We start from the raw sequence: 18,189 nt of genomic DNA, 5'->3' as shown, positions 1-18,189 counted from the left end.
AATGGCTACAACCGAAAAAAGCATCCTGAATCGTATGTATTTCGTGGCTGGCTGTCTCTTCCTTTTTGCGATAGCAGTAGGGGTTAAGTTGCTTAATATCCAGTTTGTTCATGGTGAACATTATAAAGAACTGGCAGAAGAGCGCACTCTAAAGAACTTCAAGATCCCGGCAAATCGCGGGAACCTTTACGATGTGAACGGAAACCTTTTAGCCACCTCGGTGCCTAAATACGATGTAAGGTTCGATGCCGTCACCGTTTCAGACAAGAACTTCGAAGAAAATATAGGTCCGCTTTCAGAAAAGCTTTCCGGCATGTTGGGTCGTCCTGCTTCCTATTATTCCCAGAAACTAAGAGCGGCCAGGGCGAATAAGCAAAGATATGTGTTAATCGCCAGGAATCTTGGGTATTCAGAATACATGAAGATGAGGGAGTTTCCCATGTTCAACCTTGGAGCGTACAAAGGAGGAATGATCACCGAGCAAAGTACGGTTCGCGAACATCCGCTGGGTAAGATGGGTGAAAGGACCGTTGGTTACGAAAGAAGGGATGAGAATGGATATTTTACCCGTGTAGGCCTGGAAGGGGCCTTTAGTAATTACCTGAGGGGAACCGATGGCAGAAGACTAAAGCAAAAGATCGCCAAGGGACAGTGGAAACCTATTAGCGATAATAATGAACTGGAGCCAAGGGATGGCTATGATGTGGTTTCTACCATAGATGTGAATATCCAGGATATCGCGCATCATTCCTTATTAAGGCAACTGGAATATTTCGAGGCAGAACATGGAACCGTGGTGGTGATGGAGACTGCTACCGGAGAGATCAAGGCCATGTCTAACCTTGGCAGGACCAAGGACGGGACCTATTTCGAGAAAAGGAACTACGCCGTTTATGAGGCTCACGAGCCTGGTTCTACCTTTAAGTTGATGGCTATGGTGGCTGCTCTTGAAGATAAGGTGGTAGATACCAGCCAGGTAATAGATACAGAAAAAGGAGTGGTAAGATATTATGGCCGGCCGGTAAGGGATTCCCATCACGGCGGCTACGGAAAGATCTCGGCGGCGAAAGCTTTCGAGGTTTCTTCTAATACAGCATTTACAAAAATGATCACCGAAGGATATAAGAATGATCCAGCAAAATTCGTTGATCGACTTTATTCAATGGGACTTAACCAGAAGATTGGTCTTGAAATAAAAGGTGAGGGATCCCCCCGAATCCCTCATCCTCAAGACAAGAACTGGAACGGTTTAAGCCTGCCGTGGATGGCTTTTGGTTATGGTGTGTCGATCACTCCGCTACAAACCCTCACCTTTTATAATGCCATCGCCAATGATGGTGAAATGATCAAGCCTCGCTTTATCAAGGAGGTTAAAGACCGTGATAAACCTGTTATCACCATGGAAAAACAGGTGATGAATCCATCGATCTGCTCTGTGGAAACAGCCAAGAAAGTAAGGGCTATGATGAAGAAGACGGTGGAGCGTGGTACGGCGGCGAACATTTATACCGAGAACTTCTCCATGGCCGGGAAGACGGGAACCTGCCAGACCGAATATTGGATAGAACCAGGTAGGTATATAGCATCTTTTGCGGGTTATTTCCCAGCTGAAAATCCAAAATATTCGTGTATAGTGGTGATACATAAACCAAACAGAAGAAAAGGCTACTATGGGAATATAGTGGCTGCTCCTGTTTTTAAGGATATCGCCAGGAAGATCTATACAGACACCCCGGTAATGGACGAACTGGAGTCGCTGGAAGTGATAGATGAAGAAGTGAATCAGGATTTCGAACAATATTATACCAAGATCCAGAATGAGAAGTTATTGATGCCAGATGTAACCGGAATGCCGGCCATGGATGCTATCTCGATTTTGGAAAACCTTGGACTGGAAGTACGACTAAACGGAAGAGGAGTGGTGAAAAGACAATCTGTATCTGCAGGACAGAAACTAAAGAATAAGCAAACAGTAAAACTGGAGTTAAGTTAATGAGTGTTTTAAAGGATATACTTTACAAGGTGAATATGAAGGCGGTGACCGGGGATACCGGCGTGACCGTGAACGATATTCATTTTGATTCCAGGAAAGTAAAGCTGAACGATGTTTTTGTGGCCATTAGGGGAAGTATTTCTGATGGACATGATTTTATTAAAAACGCCGAAAACCAGGGTGCACTGGCTATCGTTTGTGAGGAGATCCCGAAAGAAACGATAAATGGCGTTACCTATATCGAAGTTGAGGATACCAAAAAGGCGCTCGCATATATTTCAGCGAATTACTACGATAATCCCTCTGAAAAGCTGAAACTGGTTGGTGTTACCGGAACCAATGGTAAAACCACCATAGCGACCTTGTTATATGACCTTTTCACCAAGGCTGGTTATAAATGCGGATTGCTGTCCACGGTAAAAGTGATGGTTGGTAGCGAAGAGCATACCGCCATAAGGACCACTCCAGATTCTATCACCATCAATTCTTATTTGAAGGATATGAACGATGCCGGGGTGGAATTCTGTTTTATGGAAGTGAGTTCCCATGGGATAGATCAGCACAGGACCACCGCCCTGAAATTCAAGGGTGGGATCTTTACCAACCTTTCTCACGACCACCTGGATTATCACAAGGATTTCGCGGAATATCGTGATGTTAAGAAACGCTTTTTCGACGAGTTGCCGTCTTCTGCCTTTGCCCTGACCAATGCTGATGATAAGAACGGTGCGGTGATGCTTCAGAATACAAAAGCTAAAAAATATACTTACGCCTTAAAATCCTATGCCGATTATAAGGCCCAGATCCTTGAAAATAATTTCACCGGTCTTTTACTGAAGATCGATGAGCAGGAGCTTTGGACGAGGTTGATCGGGAACTTCAATGCCTATAATATCCTGGCCATTTACGCTGCTGCCGATCTTTTAGGTCTGCAGACGCTGGAGATCCTTCGCATCATCAGCGAATTGAATTCTGTGAGCGGAAGGTTTCAGTACGTGATCTCCAAAAAAGAGAAGATCACCGCGATCGTAGATTATGCTCATACGCCAGATGCGCTTAAGAATGTGCTTGAAACCATTAATAGCATAAGAACCAAGAACGAGGAGCTTATTACTGTAGTAGGTTGCGGCGGAGACCGAGATGCCACCAAAAGACCAAAAATGGGGCATATAGCTTCGGCTTTGAGCAGCAAGGTGATTTTTACCAGTGATAATCCGCGAACCGAAGATCCTGAAAAGATCATTGCAGATGTAGAAGCAGGCGTAGAGCCTCAGAACTTTAAAAAAACCATGAGTGTGACCAACAGGAAACAGGCGATCAAGACCGCCTGCCAGATGGCTGGTCCTAACGATATTATCCTTATTGCCGGGAAGGGGCATGAGACCTACCAGGAAGTTAATGGAGAAAGAATAGACTTTGACGATCTTAAGATCGTGAACGAATTTTTAAAACAACTGGATAAATAATGCTGTATTACCTATTTAAATTTCTGGAAGAACAGTATCAGTTGCCCGGAGCGCAGTTATTTGAGTTCCTGTCGTTCAGGTCTGCCATGGCGATCATTCTGTCGCTGGGGATTTCAACGATTTATGGTAAAAGAATCATCAATTATTTAAGAGCCAAACAAATTGGAGAAAGCGTTCGTGATCTTGGTTTAAAGGGTCAGAACGAGAAAGCCGGGACTCCAACCATGGGAGGGGTTATCATTATAATTGCAACCCTTATTCCGGTGCTGCTTTTCGCGAAGCTGGAAAATATTTATGTCATCTTACTGATCGTAACTACTTTATGGATGGGTGCGATCGGATTCCTGGATGATTATATAAAAACATTCAAAAAAGATAAAGAAGGCCTTAAAGGTATCTTTAAGGTGATAGGGCAGATCGGCCTTGGTTTGATCGTGGGTTGTACCATGTACTTTCATCCACAGATAACTACCAAAGAGGTGGTGACCGAGACCAATCCTACAGAAAATGTGATCGCCCGTGCAGAAGTAGTGGATATGGGTCCTGAAGTAAAGGATACGAGCACTACCATCCCTTTTGTAAAGAACAATGAATTTGAATATTCCAGCCTTATAAGCTGGATAAACCCTGAGCTGGTAAATTACGCGTGGCTGATCTTTATTCCTATTGTCATTTTTATCGTAACCGCAGTTTCTAATGGTGCGAACCTTACAGATGGAATCGATGGCCTTGCCGCGGGATCTTCGGCAATTATTGTACTGACCCTGGGTATTTTTGCCTGGGTTTCGGGTAACATCATATTCTCAGATTACCTGAATATCATGTATATCCCAAGATCGGGGGAGATGACCATTTTCATCACCGCTTTCGCGGGGGCCCTGGTAGGATTTCTATGGTATAACACTTTTCCTGCCCAGGTTTTTATGGGAGATACCGGGAGTTTGACAATAGGTGGAATAATCGCAGTACTAGCCATTGCTACCAGGAAGGAATTGCTGATACCGCTTCTATGCGGGATCTTTTTGGTGGAAAACCTGTCAGTAGTACTGCAGGTGGGTTGGTTCAAATTCACCAAGAAAAAATACGGTGCAGGGAGAAGGATATTTTTAATGTCCCCCTTACATCACCATTATCAGAAAAAAGGAAAACACGAGAGCAAGATAGTAGTGAGGTTCTGGATCATTGGGATTTTCCTGGCGATCCTTACCATAGTGACCTTGAAAGTTCGTTAAGCCAAAAGCTGTGAGTAAAAAGATTGCCATACTGGGAGGTGGAGAAAGTGGGATCGGGACCGCGATCCTGGCAAAGAAAAATGGATACGAGATCTTTCTTTCCGATAAGGGGAAGATCAAAAATAAATACAAGGAAGTTCTTGAACATATTGAGATCGATTGGGAGGAAGAAAAACATTCTGAAGCCAGGATCTTTGATGCAGACGTGGTGATGAAAAGCCCGGGTATCCCGGATTCGGCACCCCTTATAAAGCAACTTAGAGAAAGAGAGATCCCCTTGATATCTGAGATCGAGTTTGCCAGCTGGTTCACCGAAACTCCGGTGATAGGGATAACGGGGAGTAATGGCAAGACCACGGTAACCAGCCTTGTGCAGCATGTTTTGAAAGAAGCCAATATCGATTCCGGGATGGGAGGAAACATTGGAAACTCTTTCGCGAAAATGGTGGCTGAAGAAGATCATGACTGGTTCGTGCTGGAGATAAGTAGTTTTCAGTTGGACGGGATAGAGAAGTTCAGGCCGCATATTGCGATCCTGACCAATATCACCCCAGATCACCTGGACCGCTATGAGTATAAGCTGGAGAATTATATCGCCTCCAAGTTCAGGATCGCTGAAAATCAAACCGAAGATGATTATTTCATCTATGATGCAGATGACAGCAATATCACAGAATGGTTAAAAAAGAACCCTGTAAGGTCTCAAAAACTGCCTTTTTCACTGGAGAGGAAAATTGAAAACGGCGCGTATATAGAAAATGAAAATATGGTAGTAAATATTAATAACACACAGTTCACTATGCCAACATCAGAACTTGCCCTACAAGGGAAACATAATGCTAAGAATGCCATGGCTGCGGCTACGGTTTCGCAATTGCTCCGTATTAGAAAGCAAACGATCAGGGAAAGTATGTCTAATTTCCAGGGGGTAGAGCACCGTTTGGAAAAAGTACTTAAGATCAATAACGTGCAGTATATCAATGACTCCAAGGCTACGAATGTAAACGCTACTTTTTACGCACTGGAAAGCATGGACTCAGAGACCGTTTGGATCGTGGGAGGAGTAGACAAAGGGAACGTTTACGACGATCTTTTACCCCTGGTAAATGAAAAAGTAAAAGCCATAGTTTGTCTTGGAGTGGATAACGAAAAGATCAAGGCATCTTTTGGAAATATCGTAGAGAACATGGTCGAAACTACTTCTATGGTAGATGCTGTGGAGGCAGCTTACAAACTCGCTGAAAAAGGGGATAACGTTTTGCTTTCCCCGGCTTGCGCAAGCTTCGACCTGTTCGAGAATTACGAAGATAGAGGAAGACAATTTAAAGAAGCGGTAAGAAATTTATAACACGTCATCCTGAACTCGGTTCAGGATCTCATTTTGATAAAAGCTGAAACAAGTTCAGCTTGACGATCAAGAAGGAAAAAATAAATGAGCAACATTTTTGCAAATCTTAAAGGAGACAAGGTGATCTGGGCGGTAGCCGGCTTGTTGGCAATATTTTCTTTTTTGCCGGTATATAGCGCCAGTAGTAACCTTGCATATCTCCATGGTGATGGAAGTACTTCCGGGTTCCTGGTGGTACATTTCTTCCATTTGCTTCTGGGATTCTGCATTCTATTTGCTGTACATAAAGTACCTTATCACTATTTCCGGGGCATCTCCATTCTGCTCCTGCCCGTAGTGATCATATTATTGGTGGTGACCATTTTCCAGGGAACCACCATTGAAGGCGCCTATGCCAGCCGGTGGATACAGATCCCAGTGCTCAACGTGTCGTTCCAGTCTTCGACCCTGGCGGCAGTGGTATTGATGGTATATGTGGCCAGGTATCTTTCCAAGGTTACCGAAAGAACGCTCACTTTTAAAGAAACTATTTTGCCGCTCTGGCTGCCTGTCTTTGCAGTACTGGTATTGATCTTACCGGCCAATTTTTCTACTACCGCTATCATATTCTGCATGACATTGATGCTAATGTTCCTTGGTGGATACCCGATCAAATATCTTGGTGCCATTTTGGGAGTTGGGATCGTAATGCTTAGCATATTCATACTTACTGCCAAGGCTTTTCCGGGGCTTCTACCTAATAGGGTGGATACCTGGTCCAGCAGAATAGAAACCTTTTTCGATGATGAAGAAGGGGCAGAACAATACCAGGTAGAAAAGGCCAAGATCGCAATTGCCCAAGGAGGTATCACCGGGACGGGAATTGGAAAAAGTGTACAAAGAAATTTTTTACCCCAGTCTTCTTCAGATTTTATCTATGCGATCATCGTAGAAGAAATGGGCTTGATAGGAGCTTTTGGAGTCATGTTAGCTTATTTGCTCCTGCTTTTCAGGATCGTGATCGTGGCGACCAAAGCCAACACGGTATTCGGAAAACTGGTAGTGATGGGCGTTGGCCTGCCGGTGGTTTTCCAGGCATTAATAAATATGGGGGTGGCAGTAGAGCTTTTCCCGGTAACAGGGCAAACCCTTCCGCTGGTTAGTAGCGGGGGAACTTCCATCTGGATGACCTGCATTGCGCTGGGAATCATCCTGAGCGTAAGTGCCAAAAGAGAAGAAATAAAAGAAACGGAAAATAAAGAGATCGATGCCGATGAGGAAAATCCTCTGGACATCTTAAGCGAAGCGATATGAAAAAAGGATTACGCGTCATATTATCTGGTGGAGGTACAGGAGGACATATCTATCCTGCCATTGCCATTGCCGATGAGATAAAAAGAAGGCATCCCGATGCTGATATCCTTTTCGTTGGCGCGAAAGACCGTATGGAGATGGAAAAGGTTCCGCAGGCTGGCTACGATATCGAGGGGCTTTGGATAAGCGGTGTAGACCGGTCCTTTAGCCTTAAGAATTTCATTTTCCCCTTTAAATTGATGAGCAGTCTTTCTAAATCGAGGAAGATCATTAAGAGATTCAAGCCCGATATCGTGATAGGTACGGGAGGTTTTGCCAGTGGTCCTCTTTTAAGAGTGGCCATTTCTAAAGGCTTACCTACGCTTATACAGGAACAGAATTCCCTGCCTGGCATCACCAACAGAATACTGGCTAAGTACGCCGATACCATTTGTGCGGCTTACGAAAAGGTTAAGAATGTATTTCCTCCTGAAAGGACCATCATTACTGGTAACCCGGTAAGACAGGATCTGCTGGAGGTAAACCAATTGAGAGAAGAGGCTTTAGAGCATTTCAATCTTTCTAAAGATAAAAAAACAGTGCTGGTGCTTGGCGGAAGCCTTGGTGCCAGGAGAGTTAACAGGCTTATTGAAAACGAACTGAAGCGATTCAGGGACGAGGATGTGCAAATCATCTGGCAGATAGGGAAACTGTATTTCGATGAGTATAAAAAATACGATTCGGTAACTGTGAGGGCGAAGGAATTCATCAACAGGATGGATTTTGCCTATGCGGCGGCAGATGTGATCATTTCACGAGCCGGCGCGGGAAGTGTTTCTGAATTATGTATAGTGGGAAAACCGGTTTTATTTATCCCATCACCAAACGTTGCTGAAAATCACCAGGCAAAAAATGCCTTGGCCGTGACCGAACATGACGCTGCTTTGATGATCACCGAAGATGAGCTCACCGAAAGGTTTGAGCCATGTTTTTTTAGTCTGCTGAAAGATGAAAAAAGGCTGAAGCGATTTGGAGAGAATATCAAGAAGCTGGCCTTGCCTAATGCAACTTCAGACATTGTGGATGAAGTTGAGAAACTTATAAAGAAGAACAACAAATAAATGAAGGATCTAAACCACATAAAGCATTTTTATTTCATCGGTATCGGTGGGATTGGGATGAGCGCCCTGGCCAGGTATTTCAAGGCCAAGGGATGCTTTGTGGCTGGTTATGATCGTACTTCTACCAGTCTTACCAGGACCCTGGAAAAAGAAGGAATAGAAGTGAATTATGAAGATGATCTTGGGTTGATCCCACAGACCATACTTGAAAATACAGATGATAGCCTTATTGTCTATACTCCTGCGGTACCTAAGGATCTTAAGCAATTCCTGCATTTAAAGGAAAATTTCGAGATCGTAAAAAGGGCCCGGTTACTGGGAATGGTCACTCATAAAAAATACTGTCTTGCCGTGGCGGGAACTCATGGCAAAACCACTACCACTGCGATCCTTGGACATTTGCTGAAGGAAACCGGAGCAAAAGTTACCGCTTTTCTTGGCGGAATAAGTGAAGACATTCAGTCTAACCTTATCATGCAGGGGGATGATGTAGTAGTGGTAGAGGCCGATGAATTTGATCGTTCTTTCCTGAATCTTTCTCCAAACCTGGCGGCCATAACATCTATGGATGCAGACCACCTGGATATTTACGGTGATAAGGTAGAGCTCGAAAAATCCTTCAGGGAATTCGCTGCCAAGGTTCCGGAAGATGGGCGACTTTTTGTTAAAAACGGATTGTCCCTCGAAGGATCCAAGATTGGCATAAATGATGAGAGTGATTATGTAGCACAAAATATCAGGATCGGAGAAGGGCACTATGTGTTCGACCTGAAGACGCCTTCTACGATCATTAAAGATTTAAGATTTAATCTACCCGGCAAACACAATTTGCTGAATGCTATAACAGCCCTGGCGATGGCGATCGAATACGGCTCCCCAACCGACGGTCTGGCCAGGGCTTTATATTCCTTCAAGGGCGTTAAGCGTAGATTCAGCTATAAAATAAAAACGGATAACCTGGTGTTAATCGACGATTACGCACATCACCCCACTGAAATATCGGCGGTGCACCATGCGGTTCGAGAAATGTACCCCAATAAGAAAGTTTTAGCGGTTTTTCAGCCCCACCTGTTCAGCCGCACCCGTGACTTCGCTGAAGATTTTGCCTCCAGCCTTTCAGAATTTGATAAGGTGTTTTTACTGGATATCTATCCCGCAAGGGAAACCCCGATAGAAGGCATTTCTTCAGCCTGGTTGCTGGAAAAGATCAGTAATCCTGAAAAATCCCTGGTGACCAAGTTAGAATTAATAGACTGCATCAAGGCTGAAAATGCCGAAGTAGTGGTTATGCTTGGTGCCGGAGACATTGGAGAAGAAGTTGAACCCGTAAAAAAAGCCCTTTTAAATGAAGCGTAGTCTTGGTTACATAAAAGCTTTCGTTTTAGTGGCACTAATTGGCCTTTTATACGGTTTTGCTGAAAAACGACATAAATCACGGGAAATCAGAAAGGTAGAGGTAAAATTTACTGATACCGAAAATCTCTATGTTACTGAGGAAGTGGTTAATAAATTGTTGATACAAAATAATTCGGCCGTCTCGAGTATAGATAAAGAAACTTTAGATTTGAATAGGGTTGAAGCCCTTTTGAACGAACACGAAATGATTGAAAATGCGGAGGTTTACCTCACTCTTGACGGTAAATTAAAAGCAGAAGTAAGTCAGCGCAAGCCTATTGGAAGAGTAGTTGGGAATTCTTCCTTCTACCTGGATAAGAACGGCGAGCTTATGCCGCTAAGTCAATTTTATACCGCTAGAGTACCACTGATGTTTGGGTTTGATGGAGCCAATGTATCCAAAGCCTACAACATCGTGAACTATATTAAGAACGATGAGTTCTTAACCAGGCATATTACCGGAATTAGCAGGCTTAAAGGCGATAAATATATACTTGAGTTAAGAGAACTGGATTTTGAACTTTACCTCGGAGACTCGAGCAATGTGGCTTTAAAATTCAACAATTTCAAAGCCTTTTATAAAAAAGCACAGAAAGAAAAGAAATTAGATACCTACAAAAAAGTGAACTTACAATTTGGTGACCAGGTTGTGTGCACGAAAAAATAGTTTATGGAACAAAACGATATTGCAGTAGGATTAGATATTGGAACAACCAAGATTGTGGCTATGATAGGCCGCAAAAATGAGTACGGCAAGGTAGAGATCATCGGGATTGGGAAATCCAAGTCTCTTGGCGTACACAGGGGCGTGGTGAACAATATCACCCAGACCATTCAGTCTATCCAGCAGGCAATACAGGAAGCAGAAGCCGATAGCGGTTTAAAGATTAGTGAAGTAGTAGTGGGAATTGCCGGGCAGCATATTAGAAGCCTTCAGCATAGTGATTATATCACCCGCCAGAATCCTGACGAAGTGATAGATGCAGATGATATTCATACCCTTTGTAACCAGGTTCATAAGCTGGTGATGCTTCCTGGCGAGGAGATCATACACGTTCTTCCGCAGGAATTCAAAGTAGACGGCCAGGCAGAGATCAAGGAACCTATCGGGATGTATGGAGGCAGACTGGAAGCCAATTTCCACGTGGTGGTTGGTCAGGTTTCTTCTATCAGGAATATTGGAAGATGTGTGAAGAGCGCCGGTCTTGAGCTTTCCGCCGTTACACTGGAGCCATTGGCTTCAGCAAATGCTGTTTTAAGTCAGGAAGAAAAGGAAGCCGGGGTGGCACTTATCGATATAGGTGGTGGTACTACAGACCTTGCCATTTTTAAAGACGGAATTATTCGCCATACCGCGGTAATCCCTTTTGGTGGTAATGTGATTACCGAAGATATCAAGGAAGGTTGCTCGATCATTGAAAAACAGGCCGAATTGCTGAAAGTGAAATTCGGTTCAGCATGGCCGGGTGAGAACAAGGATAACGAGATCGTTTCTATTCCCGGGTTAAGAGGAAGAGAGCCGAAGGAGATCACCCTTAAGAACCTTTCCAAGATCATTAATGCGAGGGTGGTGGAGATCATCGAACAGGTTTTCCTGGAGATCAAGAACTACGGGCATGATGAGCAGAAGAAAAAACTCATAGCCGGGCTGGTATTGACCGGTGGTGGAGCTCAGTTGAAACACCTGAAGCAAACCGCTGAATATATTACCGGAATGGATACCAGGATAGGTTATCCTAACGAGCATCTTGCCGGTAACAATGATTCTGAAACAACCAGTCCAGTGTATGCGACCGCGGTTGGTTTAGTGATGAACAGCCTGGAAAAAGGAAACAGAAGGTTCCAGGAAGAAGCAGTGCTTTCAGATAAAAGTCCCGTAGAGGATAGCACAGAACATGAAGAGGAAGATCATGTTCAGGACGAGCAGGATCACGAGGAGGAAACCTCGAAAAAAGTTGCCCGCAAAAGCATTTTTGATAAGTGGGCAGAGAAATTCAAAGATTTTTTAGACAACGCAGAGTAATAAAGATACAACCAGTAAAACAGAGTTTATGAGCAGTACAGAATTTGGAGACATCTCATTCGATTTACCTAAGAATCAATCGAACGTCATCAAAGTGATTGGTGTAGGCGGTGGAGGAAGCAATGCCATCAACCACATGTTCCAGTTAGGAATAAAAGGAGTTGATTTTGTTGTTTGTAATACCGATTCACAGGCACTTGAGAACAGTCCGGTTCCCAACAAGATTCAATTAGGTGTGACCTTAACCGAAGGACTAGGAGCAGGAGCGAATCCCGAGATCGGGGAAAAAGCAGCAGTAGAAAGTTTTGAAGAAATCAAACAAATGCTGGATACCAATACCAAGATGGTGTTTATCACTGCCGGAATGGGTGGAGGTACCGGTACAGGAGCTGCGCCAATCATTGCCAAACAGGCAAAAGAACTGGATATCCTTACAGTTGGGATCGTGACAATTCCCTTTCAGTTTGAAGGAAGGAACAGGAACGAGCAGGCCCAGTTAGGGGTAGAAAGACTGAGAAGTCATGTAGATTCACTTATCGTGATCAACAATAACAAGCTTCGTGAGGTTTATGGAAACCTTGGTTTCAAAGCCGGTTTCTCTAAGGCAGATGAAGTCCTGGCTACAGCTTCCAGGGGTATTGCTGAAGTTATTACGCATCACTACACCCAGAATATTGACTTGCGCGATGCCAAGACCGTATTGAGCAATTCTGGTACTGCGATCATGGGGTCCGCTCAGGCCTCTGGCGCAAACAGGGCTACAGATGCGATCATGAAAGCTTTAGACTCTCCGTTGTTGAATGATAATAAGATTACCGGTGCCAAGAATGTTTTACTGCTCATTGTTTCCGGTAACGAAGAGATCACCATAGATGAGATTGGTGAGATCAACGATCACATACAGGCAGAAGCCGGTCACAGCGCGAACATCATTATGGGTGTTGGTGAAGACGAGGCTTTAGAAGATGCCATTGCTGTAACTATCATCGCTACTGGTTTCGATGTAGAACAGCAGAATGAGATTACGAATACCGAAACAAAAAAGATTATCCATACCCTGGAAGATGAACAAAAGGCCGAACAGGACCTTTCTGCCAAGAATTCAGGACCGGTATCCCAGGTTAGTGCTCCCATGAACAAACCTGCAGAAAACCAATTGCAGTTCGAGGAGCCTCAAAAAGAGGAAAAGATCATCCATACCCTGGACGAGAACGAAGAAGAAGTAGATGAGGTAGGAAATATTCAGAAAAAGGTAGATGACGTCTATAAAACTCCAGATTATGCGAGAAAGCTGGACGTTATCTATGAAGAAGTAGATCCAGAGGATTTTATCATTAACGATACTTCAGAAGAAATCAGGGCCATGGAAGTGAACGACCCTGAGGAAGTAAAGTCTGAAAGCGAAGAGCAATTCATGTTCACTTTCGATATGCCGGCAAACCAGGAAAGAGAAGAGCCAAAGGCAAAATTCCAGCAGGAAGAAATTACCAGACATAGCCTGGAAGAGGAAGAAGATCAGCAGGAAGCGAGAAATATCAAGGTAAACGAAGCCATAGAGATAGTTCCTGTGACCGAAAGCTCTAACCAGGGGATAAAAAGATACAGCCTGGACGATTATATGGAAATGGAAGAGAAGCTGGAGAGATCCAAGGCACCTCAAAAAGAAGAGGAGATAAAGGATGAAACCATCGCTTTTGAAAAAAGAACCGTGGAACCTGCTCCTAAGAAGGAAGAAAGCGGAGATGCGCACGATCCTTTCGACAATCCAATTTCATCTGAGGTTGTGAGACAAAGAACTGCCGAGAGAAAAGCAAAAATGAAAGAATTCAATTATAAGTTCAGAACGGGATCTGCACAGATCGACGAGATCGAGAAGCAGCCTGCTTATAAGCGTGCGGGGATCGAACTGGATAATTCTAAACCAGGAGAGGGAAAATTGTCCCGTACCAGCATAGACCAGGACGAGAACAATGATCTTCACTTCAGGAGAAACAATTCTTTTCTACATGATAATGTAGATTAATTTTCAACCTAGCCACGAAAAAGGGACGCAAAATTGCGTCCCTTTTTTATTGCTTAAATTTACAAGTGCTATTGCTGGCTTTGTGCCGCTACCTCGTCTGTATCTCTACGGTATTTCAACATGGAAATTCCGGCGACGAAGAATACAAAGCCCAGGATAGTAAGCGCCCATGGACTAAGCATTAAGGCTACACTACCAAAAATCCCTAAAACTCCCATTACAAGCGCTATGGCGCCACCAATGGTCATTATCATTGCTAAGACTTTAATCATAACTTGTTTTATTGGTTATGAAATAAAAGTAGCTAAACAATCTTTTGAAAAATGAACATTAACAAATTTTACCACTTGCGTTGCAGGCGTAGGATCTCGTTTTCAGTTTCTTTTTCATCGGCCCAACCCAGTAATTCAGAGGTGTCGGCAGGATCGTAATTCAGGAACCAGCTTTCCATGATGATCCTGGCTGGTTAATACTTTTTTACGAAATCTTTAAAACTTTCTACATTAATCGTCCTAAGTGACTCATCGGCAGGGATCGCGATCACTTTAAAATCTTCTTCTCCTGCATCTATCAATTTTATCATTCCTATGGGGATGAACTCTATGATCTTACCGGAGGGAATGGTGGAACTAAGCACCATCACATCAAGGGCATCACCATCTCCTCCTTTTTCAGGATCTGAAAAAGTGGATGGGATGAACCCATAATTCCCTGGGTAGGGCAAGAAATCTATCTTGCGTTCTTCACCATCCCTTAGTGAAGGTTTAAAGACCTTATCGATCTTATGATATTCTATCTTGGAATTTGTACCCGCCGGGATCTCTATGACCGCCTGGAAATAACCATTTTTCGACCTGAGTTCTGTATTTAGGTAATCCTCCGGAGATTTACAGGCCTGGAAAAGGCAAAAGAAAATGAGCAGGAGGCTGGCTCGCATGCTAGTTCCAGTAGATCATGAAATACTTGATCTTGGCCGTGTCTGGGATCTGCGAAGCCATGATCTTGCTGTCTGTATCGTATCTCAGGCTGGTAGGTAACTGGTCTTTGTCTATAGTGATATATGCATTGATCTCGTCGATGAAAACCACTGCAGAATTGATAGTATTTTCTATTCTCGAGATATTATAATTTTCAACGATGTCCTTGAAAGTGCTCTGTATGGTGATCCCGTTCTTGGTCTCATACCTCGGATCCAGAATCCTGATATACCCGATAGTACTTGTGGAATCGAATTCCTGAAGTGGTTCCAGGCTTAATAAAGCTTCTCCATCCTGGCTGAATATCTTGATCTCATCTGTAGACCTGAATTCCTGTGGACCGCTGGTTTGGCGTACGATACTGTCGTTCTTAAAAATTGAGTCTAGTTGATTAATCCTGATCTCTTTTTTAAGCGGACCCACCTGGTTAGAAGTAATTAAATAAGGGTTTTCTTCATCATTGGTACAGGAAACGATACCTGCACATAAACCAAGAATAAATAAAGCTTTTTTGTACATATTAGATTGAGTAGTTTTTATTTTAAAAATTTATTCAGGATGCCCATGACTCCCCTGATAAAGGTAGCACTCGTAAGGACCTTGATTACTGCTCCTTCGGTACTGCTTGTTCGACGGCGGGTGCTGGGTTTTGTTACTTCTTCTCGTTGTTTTTCTGCCTTTTCTTTTGCTTCCGTTTTTTCTGCTTCTTCTATCTTCCTGTTCAGCAGTTCATAGGCGCTTTCGCGGTCTATTTCCTCGTTATATTTTTTTACCAGTTCAGACCTGTCTATTAGTTGCTTTAATTCAGAATCTGAAAGTATGTCCATCCTGCTCATCGGCGCCCTGAGCATGGTAGCTACCAGGGGAGAAGGTCTTCCTTTCTCGTCCAGTGCGGAAACCAGTGCTTCACCAATACCTAACGAGGTAAGCATGTTTTTGGTATCATAAAATTGAGATTCGGGATAATTTTCTGCGGCAAGTTTTATGGCTTTCCTGTCCTTGGCTGTGAAAGCCCTTAAGGCATGCTGAACTTTTAGTCCCAGCTGGCCCAATACCTCTTCCGGAACATCGGCCGGGTTCTGGGTAACAAAGTAGATGCCTACTCCCTTAGATCTTATGAGCTTAACGATATTCTCGATCTGGTCGAGCAATGCATCTGAAGCCTCCTCGAAAATAAGATGTGCCTCATCTATGAACATCACCAGTTCTGGTTTGTCCATATCGCCCTTCTCTGGAAAGGTGGTATAGATCTCCGCCAAAAGGCTTAGCATAAAAGTTGAGAACAGTTTTGGCCTGTCCTGTATATCGGTTAGCCTTAGAATGTTTACAAAGCCCTTGCCTTCATAGGTCTTCCGAAGCAGGTCGTTCACCTCGAAGGATCTTTCCCCAAAGAAAAGATCTGCTCCCTGCTGTTCTAGAGCCACGATCTTTCGCAAAATGGCGCCGGTAGAAGCCGTTGAGATCCTGCCATAATCTTTTTCGAACTCTTCCTTGCCCTCCTCGGTCGCATACTGAATGATCTTTTTAAGGTCTTTCAGGTCCAAAAGCGGGAGCTGATTATCGTCACAATATTTAAAGATGATAGCCAGGATACCGGTTTGGGCTGAAGTAAGGTCCAGTATTCTTGATAACAATACCGGACCGAATTCGCTAACCGTTGCCCGTAACCGAACTCCCTCCTGGTTGGAAAGGGTGAGTATCTCTACTGGTGCGGCCTTCTTGTCAAAAGGAAAATTGAGCTTCTTATGTCGGTCGTTTATAAAATCGGCTCCTTCAGAGGGCTCGGCGATACCGCTTAGATCTCCTTTAACGTCCATTAAAAGAACCGGCACCCCTTTTTCCGAAAGATTTTCAGCAATGATCTGCAAGGTTTTCGATTTTCCGGTTCCGGTAGCTCCGGCAATAAGGCCATGGCGGTTCATGGTCTTCAAAGGTATCTTTACGGCAGCGTCTGCATGTACTTCAGAATTTAGCATTCCCGCCCCTAAATACAGGTAATCACCTTTGGTGGTATAGCCTTTCTGAATTTCTTCAATAAAATGCGCTGCTGTATCCATTGTTGCTAAGTTATTATAAAATTGATAATTCAAAAGAAGAAACAATTCACATTCTCCTGGAGAACAAAATTGTTTTAATTTAAATATAGCTTTACTTTTATAAATATCAGGATAGTCTAACTTGTTAATTTAACTTTTGCCACCAAGCATGCGAAACCTATATCTCCTGGCCTTAGTAATGTGTATTTCGGCCTGTAGCTCCAAAATAAAGACCTTTAAAAAAATCACCGATTCAGATGAGCCCAGGCTTTCCCAGGTTTTTAAGAATGCCAAAAAGCACGAGGTGCAGATCATCTATTCCCGGATAATTCGAAAAAATGGAGAGGTGAAATTCCGGGATTATAAATACCGGCTGGACCCTGAGGCCTATTTTTATCCAGCCAGTACGGTAAAACTTCCTATTGCAGTACTTAGCCTGGAAAAGCTTAATGAACTTCAGGAGCAGGGCGTTAGCATAGATAAGAATACTCCTTATAGGTTCGAAAATGATTCGGTGACCCATAAGATCTCTGAGGATATTGACGCGATCTTCGCGGTGAGTGATAATGATGCCTACAATCGTTTGTTCGAATTCCTTGGGCAGGATTATATCAATTCAAAATTGAGGAATAAAGGCTTGGCACCCATCAGGATCTCGCACAGGTTTTCGGGAGAGGGCTCAGACGCAACAGATACGAGGCGAATGATCTTCGATACCTCGCAGGGAGAATACGAAATGCCGGTTACGCATAACGAAAAGGCAGATTCGCTGCAGATATTTGATGTGATAAAAGGAAAGGCCTATATAAAGGAGGATAAAGAGGTAAAAGAGCCTTTCAGTTTCGCCTATAAAAATTATTTTCCCTTGCTGGTGCAGCATAATTTGATGAAGCGCCTGTTCTTCCCTGATCATTTTACAAACGACCAGACCTTTTTGCTAGGCCAGGAAGATCGAAAGTTCCTAAAAGCTGCCATGTCCAGGTTGCCTCGTGAAATGGATTATGACGAAACCGAATATTATGACAGTTACGGCAAGTTCTTTATCTACGGTGATTCTAAAGATCGTATCCCTGAACATATGAAAATATATAATAAAGTGGGCTATGCCTACGGCACTCTTACCGAAACCGCCTATATCCAGGATAAGAAAAACAATGTGGAATTCCTTTTATCTGCCACGCTGCTGGTGAACGAGAACCAGGTGTTCAATGACAACAATTATGAATATGATGAGGTGGGTATTCCATTTCTGGCAGAACTGGGCAGGCAGATCTACCAGAAGGAATTAGATCTTAAAAAATAA

The 18,189-nt window shown here is 43.6% G+C and carries 15 protein-coding genes; 11 read left to right on the top strand and 4 right to left on the bottom strand.

Features of this window, described 5'->3' with window-relative positions; all coding sequences use genetic code 11:
- Window position 1 precedes the first annotated feature (1 nt).
- From FLP08_RS03410 to ftsZ, 10 genes are all read left to right on the top strand, one after another.
- A complete protein-coding gene (locus FLP08_RS03410) occupies window positions 2-1,993 on the top strand; it encodes a PASTA domain-containing penicillin-binding protein (RefSeq protein WP_156274044.1) in 1,992 nt (663 codons plus the stop codon).
- Window positions 1,993-3,459: a UDP-N-acetylmuramoyl-L-alanyl-D-glutamate--2,6-diaminopimelate ligase gene (locus tag FLP08_RS03405; RefSeq protein WP_156274042.1), complete on the top strand. Its 1,467-nt coding sequence runs from the start codon at window positions 1,993-1,995 to the stop codon at window positions 3,457-3,459. The genes FLP08_RS03410 and FLP08_RS03405 overlap by 1 nt, the downstream gene beginning before the upstream one ends.
- Window positions 3,459-4,691, top strand: coding sequence for a phospho-N-acetylmuramoyl-pentapeptide-transferase (gene mraY / locus FLP08_RS03400; protein WP_156274040.1), 1,233 nt, complete (start codon window positions 3,459-3,461; stop codon window positions 4,689-4,691). The genes FLP08_RS03405 and mraY overlap by 1 nt, the downstream gene beginning before the upstream one ends.
- 10 nt (window positions 4,692-4,701) lie before the next feature.
- Entirely contained in the window at window positions 4,702-6,039 is a 1,338-nt protein-coding gene (murD, locus tag FLP08_RS03395) for a UDP-N-acetylmuramoyl-L-alanine--D-glutamate ligase (RefSeq protein WP_162430892.1), read from the top strand.
- An 84-nt stretch (window positions 6,040-6,123) separates the two neighbouring features.
- On the top strand, window positions 6,124-7,332 hold the full coding sequence (locus FLP08_RS03390; RefSeq protein ID WP_156274038.1) for an FtsW/RodA/SpoVE family cell cycle protein: 1,209 nt from the start codon (window positions 6,124-6,126) through the stop codon (window positions 7,330-7,332).
- On the top strand, window positions 7,329-8,432 hold the full coding sequence (gene murG, locus FLP08_RS03385; RefSeq protein WP_156274036.1) for an undecaprenyldiphospho-muramoylpentapeptide beta-N-acetylglucosaminyltransferase: 1,104 nt from the start codon (window positions 7,329-7,331) through the stop codon (window positions 8,430-8,432). Before FLP08_RS03390 ends, murG begins: the two co-directional genes overlap by 4 nt.
- Window positions 8,433-9,788 (top strand): UDP-N-acetylmuramate--L-alanine ligase, encoded by a 1,356-nt coding sequence (gene murC / locus FLP08_RS03380; RefSeq protein ID WP_156274034.1) that lies wholly within the window; start codon window positions 8,433-8,435, stop codon window positions 9,786-9,788.
- On the top strand, window positions 9,778-10,494 hold the full coding sequence (locus FLP08_RS03375; protein ID WP_156274032.1) for a cell division protein FtsQ/DivIB: 717 nt from the start codon (window positions 9,778-9,780) through the stop codon (window positions 10,492-10,494). Before murC ends, FLP08_RS03375 begins: the two co-directional genes overlap by 11 nt.
- Before the next feature lie 3 nt (window positions 10,495-10,497).
- Window positions 10,498-11,850 (top strand): cell division protein FtsA, encoded by a 1,353-nt coding sequence (gene ftsA, locus FLP08_RS03370; protein ID WP_156274030.1) that lies wholly within the window; start codon window positions 10,498-10,500, stop codon window positions 11,848-11,850.
- Between the two features lie 28 nt (window positions 11,851-11,878).
- Window positions 11,879-13,873 (top strand): cell division protein FtsZ, encoded by a 1,995-nt coding sequence (gene ftsZ / locus FLP08_RS03365; RefSeq protein WP_156274028.1) that lies wholly within the window; start codon window positions 11,879-11,881, stop codon window positions 13,871-13,873.
- A 68-nt stretch (window positions 13,874-13,941) separates the two neighbouring features.
- Here ftsZ and FLP08_RS03360 read toward each other — a convergent pair whose 3' ends face one another.
- The 4 genes from FLP08_RS03360 to FLP08_RS03345 all read right to left on the bottom strand — a co-directional run bounded on the left by FLP08_RS03360 (window position 13,942) and on the right by FLP08_RS03345 (window position 16,907).
- Entirely contained in the window at window positions 13,942-14,145 is a 204-nt protein-coding gene (locus FLP08_RS03360) for a hypothetical protein (RefSeq protein ID WP_156274026.1), read from the bottom strand.
- A 194-nt stretch (window positions 14,146-14,339) separates the two neighbouring features.
- The gene (locus FLP08_RS03355; protein WP_238388433.1) at window positions 14,340-14,810 is read right to left on the bottom strand and encodes an inorganic diphosphatase; all 471 of its coding nucleotides are present in this window, start codon (window positions 14,808-14,810) and stop codon (window positions 14,340-14,342) included.
- A 1-nt stretch (window position 14,811) separates the two neighbouring features.
- Window positions 14,812-15,369, bottom strand: coding sequence for a hypothetical protein (locus FLP08_RS03350; protein WP_156274024.1), 558 nt, complete (start codon window positions 15,367-15,369; stop codon window positions 14,812-14,814).
- A gap of 17 nt (window positions 15,370-15,386) precedes the next feature.
- Entirely contained in the window at window positions 15,387-16,907 is a 1,521-nt protein-coding gene (locus FLP08_RS03345) for a helicase HerA-like domain-containing protein (protein ID WP_156274022.1), read from the bottom strand.
- Between the two features lie 148 nt (window positions 16,908-17,055).
- On the opposite strand from FLP08_RS03345, the gene FLP08_RS03340 reads away from it, so the two are divergent.
- Window positions 17,056-18,189 carry a serine hydrolase gene (locus tag FLP08_RS03340; protein ID WP_156274019.1) on the top strand — a complete coding sequence of 378 codons (1,134 nt, stop codon included), beginning with the start codon at window positions 17,056-17,058 and terminating at the stop codon, window positions 18,187-18,189.

The organism is Christiangramia aestuarii (genome assembly GCF_009735585.1).
GTDB lineage: Bacteria > Bacteroidota > Bacteroidia > Flavobacteriales > Flavobacteriaceae > Christiangramia > Christiangramia aestuarii.
Note: the sequence above shows the minus strand (reverse complement) of the source record. Positions and strands in the feature narration are given on the sequence as shown.

Coding starts and splice junctions, on each gene's coding strand:
- FLP08_RS03410 (WP_156274044.1), top strand. CDS start 2: ATGGCTACAACCGAAAAAAGCATCCTGAATCGTATGTATTTCGTGGCT.
- FLP08_RS03405 (WP_156274042.1), top strand. CDS start 1,993: ATGAGTGTTTTAAAGGATATACTTTACAAGGTGAATATGAAGGCGGTG.
- mraY (WP_156274040.1), top strand. CDS start 3,459: ATGCTGTATTACCTATTTAAATTTCTGGAAGAACAGTATCAGTTGCCC.
- FLP08_RS03390 (WP_156274038.1), top strand. CDS start 6,124: ATGAGCAACATTTTTGCAAATCTTAAAGGAGACAAGGTGATCTGGGCG.
- murG (WP_156274036.1), top strand. CDS start 7,329: ATGAAAAAAGGATTACGCGTCATATTATCTGGTGGAGGTACAGGAGGA.
- murC (WP_156274034.1), top strand. CDS start 8,433: ATGAAGGATCTAAACCACATAAAGCATTTTTATTTCATCGGTATCGGT.
- FLP08_RS03375 (WP_156274032.1), top strand. CDS start 9,778: ATGAAGCGTAGTCTTGGTTACATAAAAGCTTTCGTTTTAGTGGCACTA.
- ftsA (WP_156274030.1), top strand. CDS start 10,498: ATGGAACAAAACGATATTGCAGTAGGATTAGATATTGGAACAACCAAG.
- ftsZ (WP_156274028.1), top strand. CDS start 11,879: ATGAGCAGTACAGAATTTGGAGACATCTCATTCGATTTACCTAAGAAT.
- FLP08_RS03360 (WP_156274026.1), bottom strand. CDS start 14,145: ATGATTAAAGTCTTAGCAATGATAATGACCATTGGTGGCGCCATAGCG.
- FLP08_RS03355 (WP_238388433.1), bottom strand. CDS start 14,810: ATGCGAGCCAGCCTCCTGCTCATTTTCTTTTGCCTTTTCCAGGCCTGT.
- FLP08_RS03350 (WP_156274024.1), bottom strand. CDS start 15,369: ATGTACAAAAAAGCTTTATTTATTCTTGGTTTATGTGCAGGTATCGTT.
- FLP08_RS03345 (WP_156274022.1), bottom strand. CDS start 16,907: ATGGATACAGCAGCGCATTTTATTGAAGAAATTCAGAAAGGCTATACC.
- FLP08_RS03340 (WP_156274019.1), top strand. CDS start 17,056: ATGCGAAACCTATATCTCCTGGCCTTAGTAATGTGTATTTCGGCCTGT.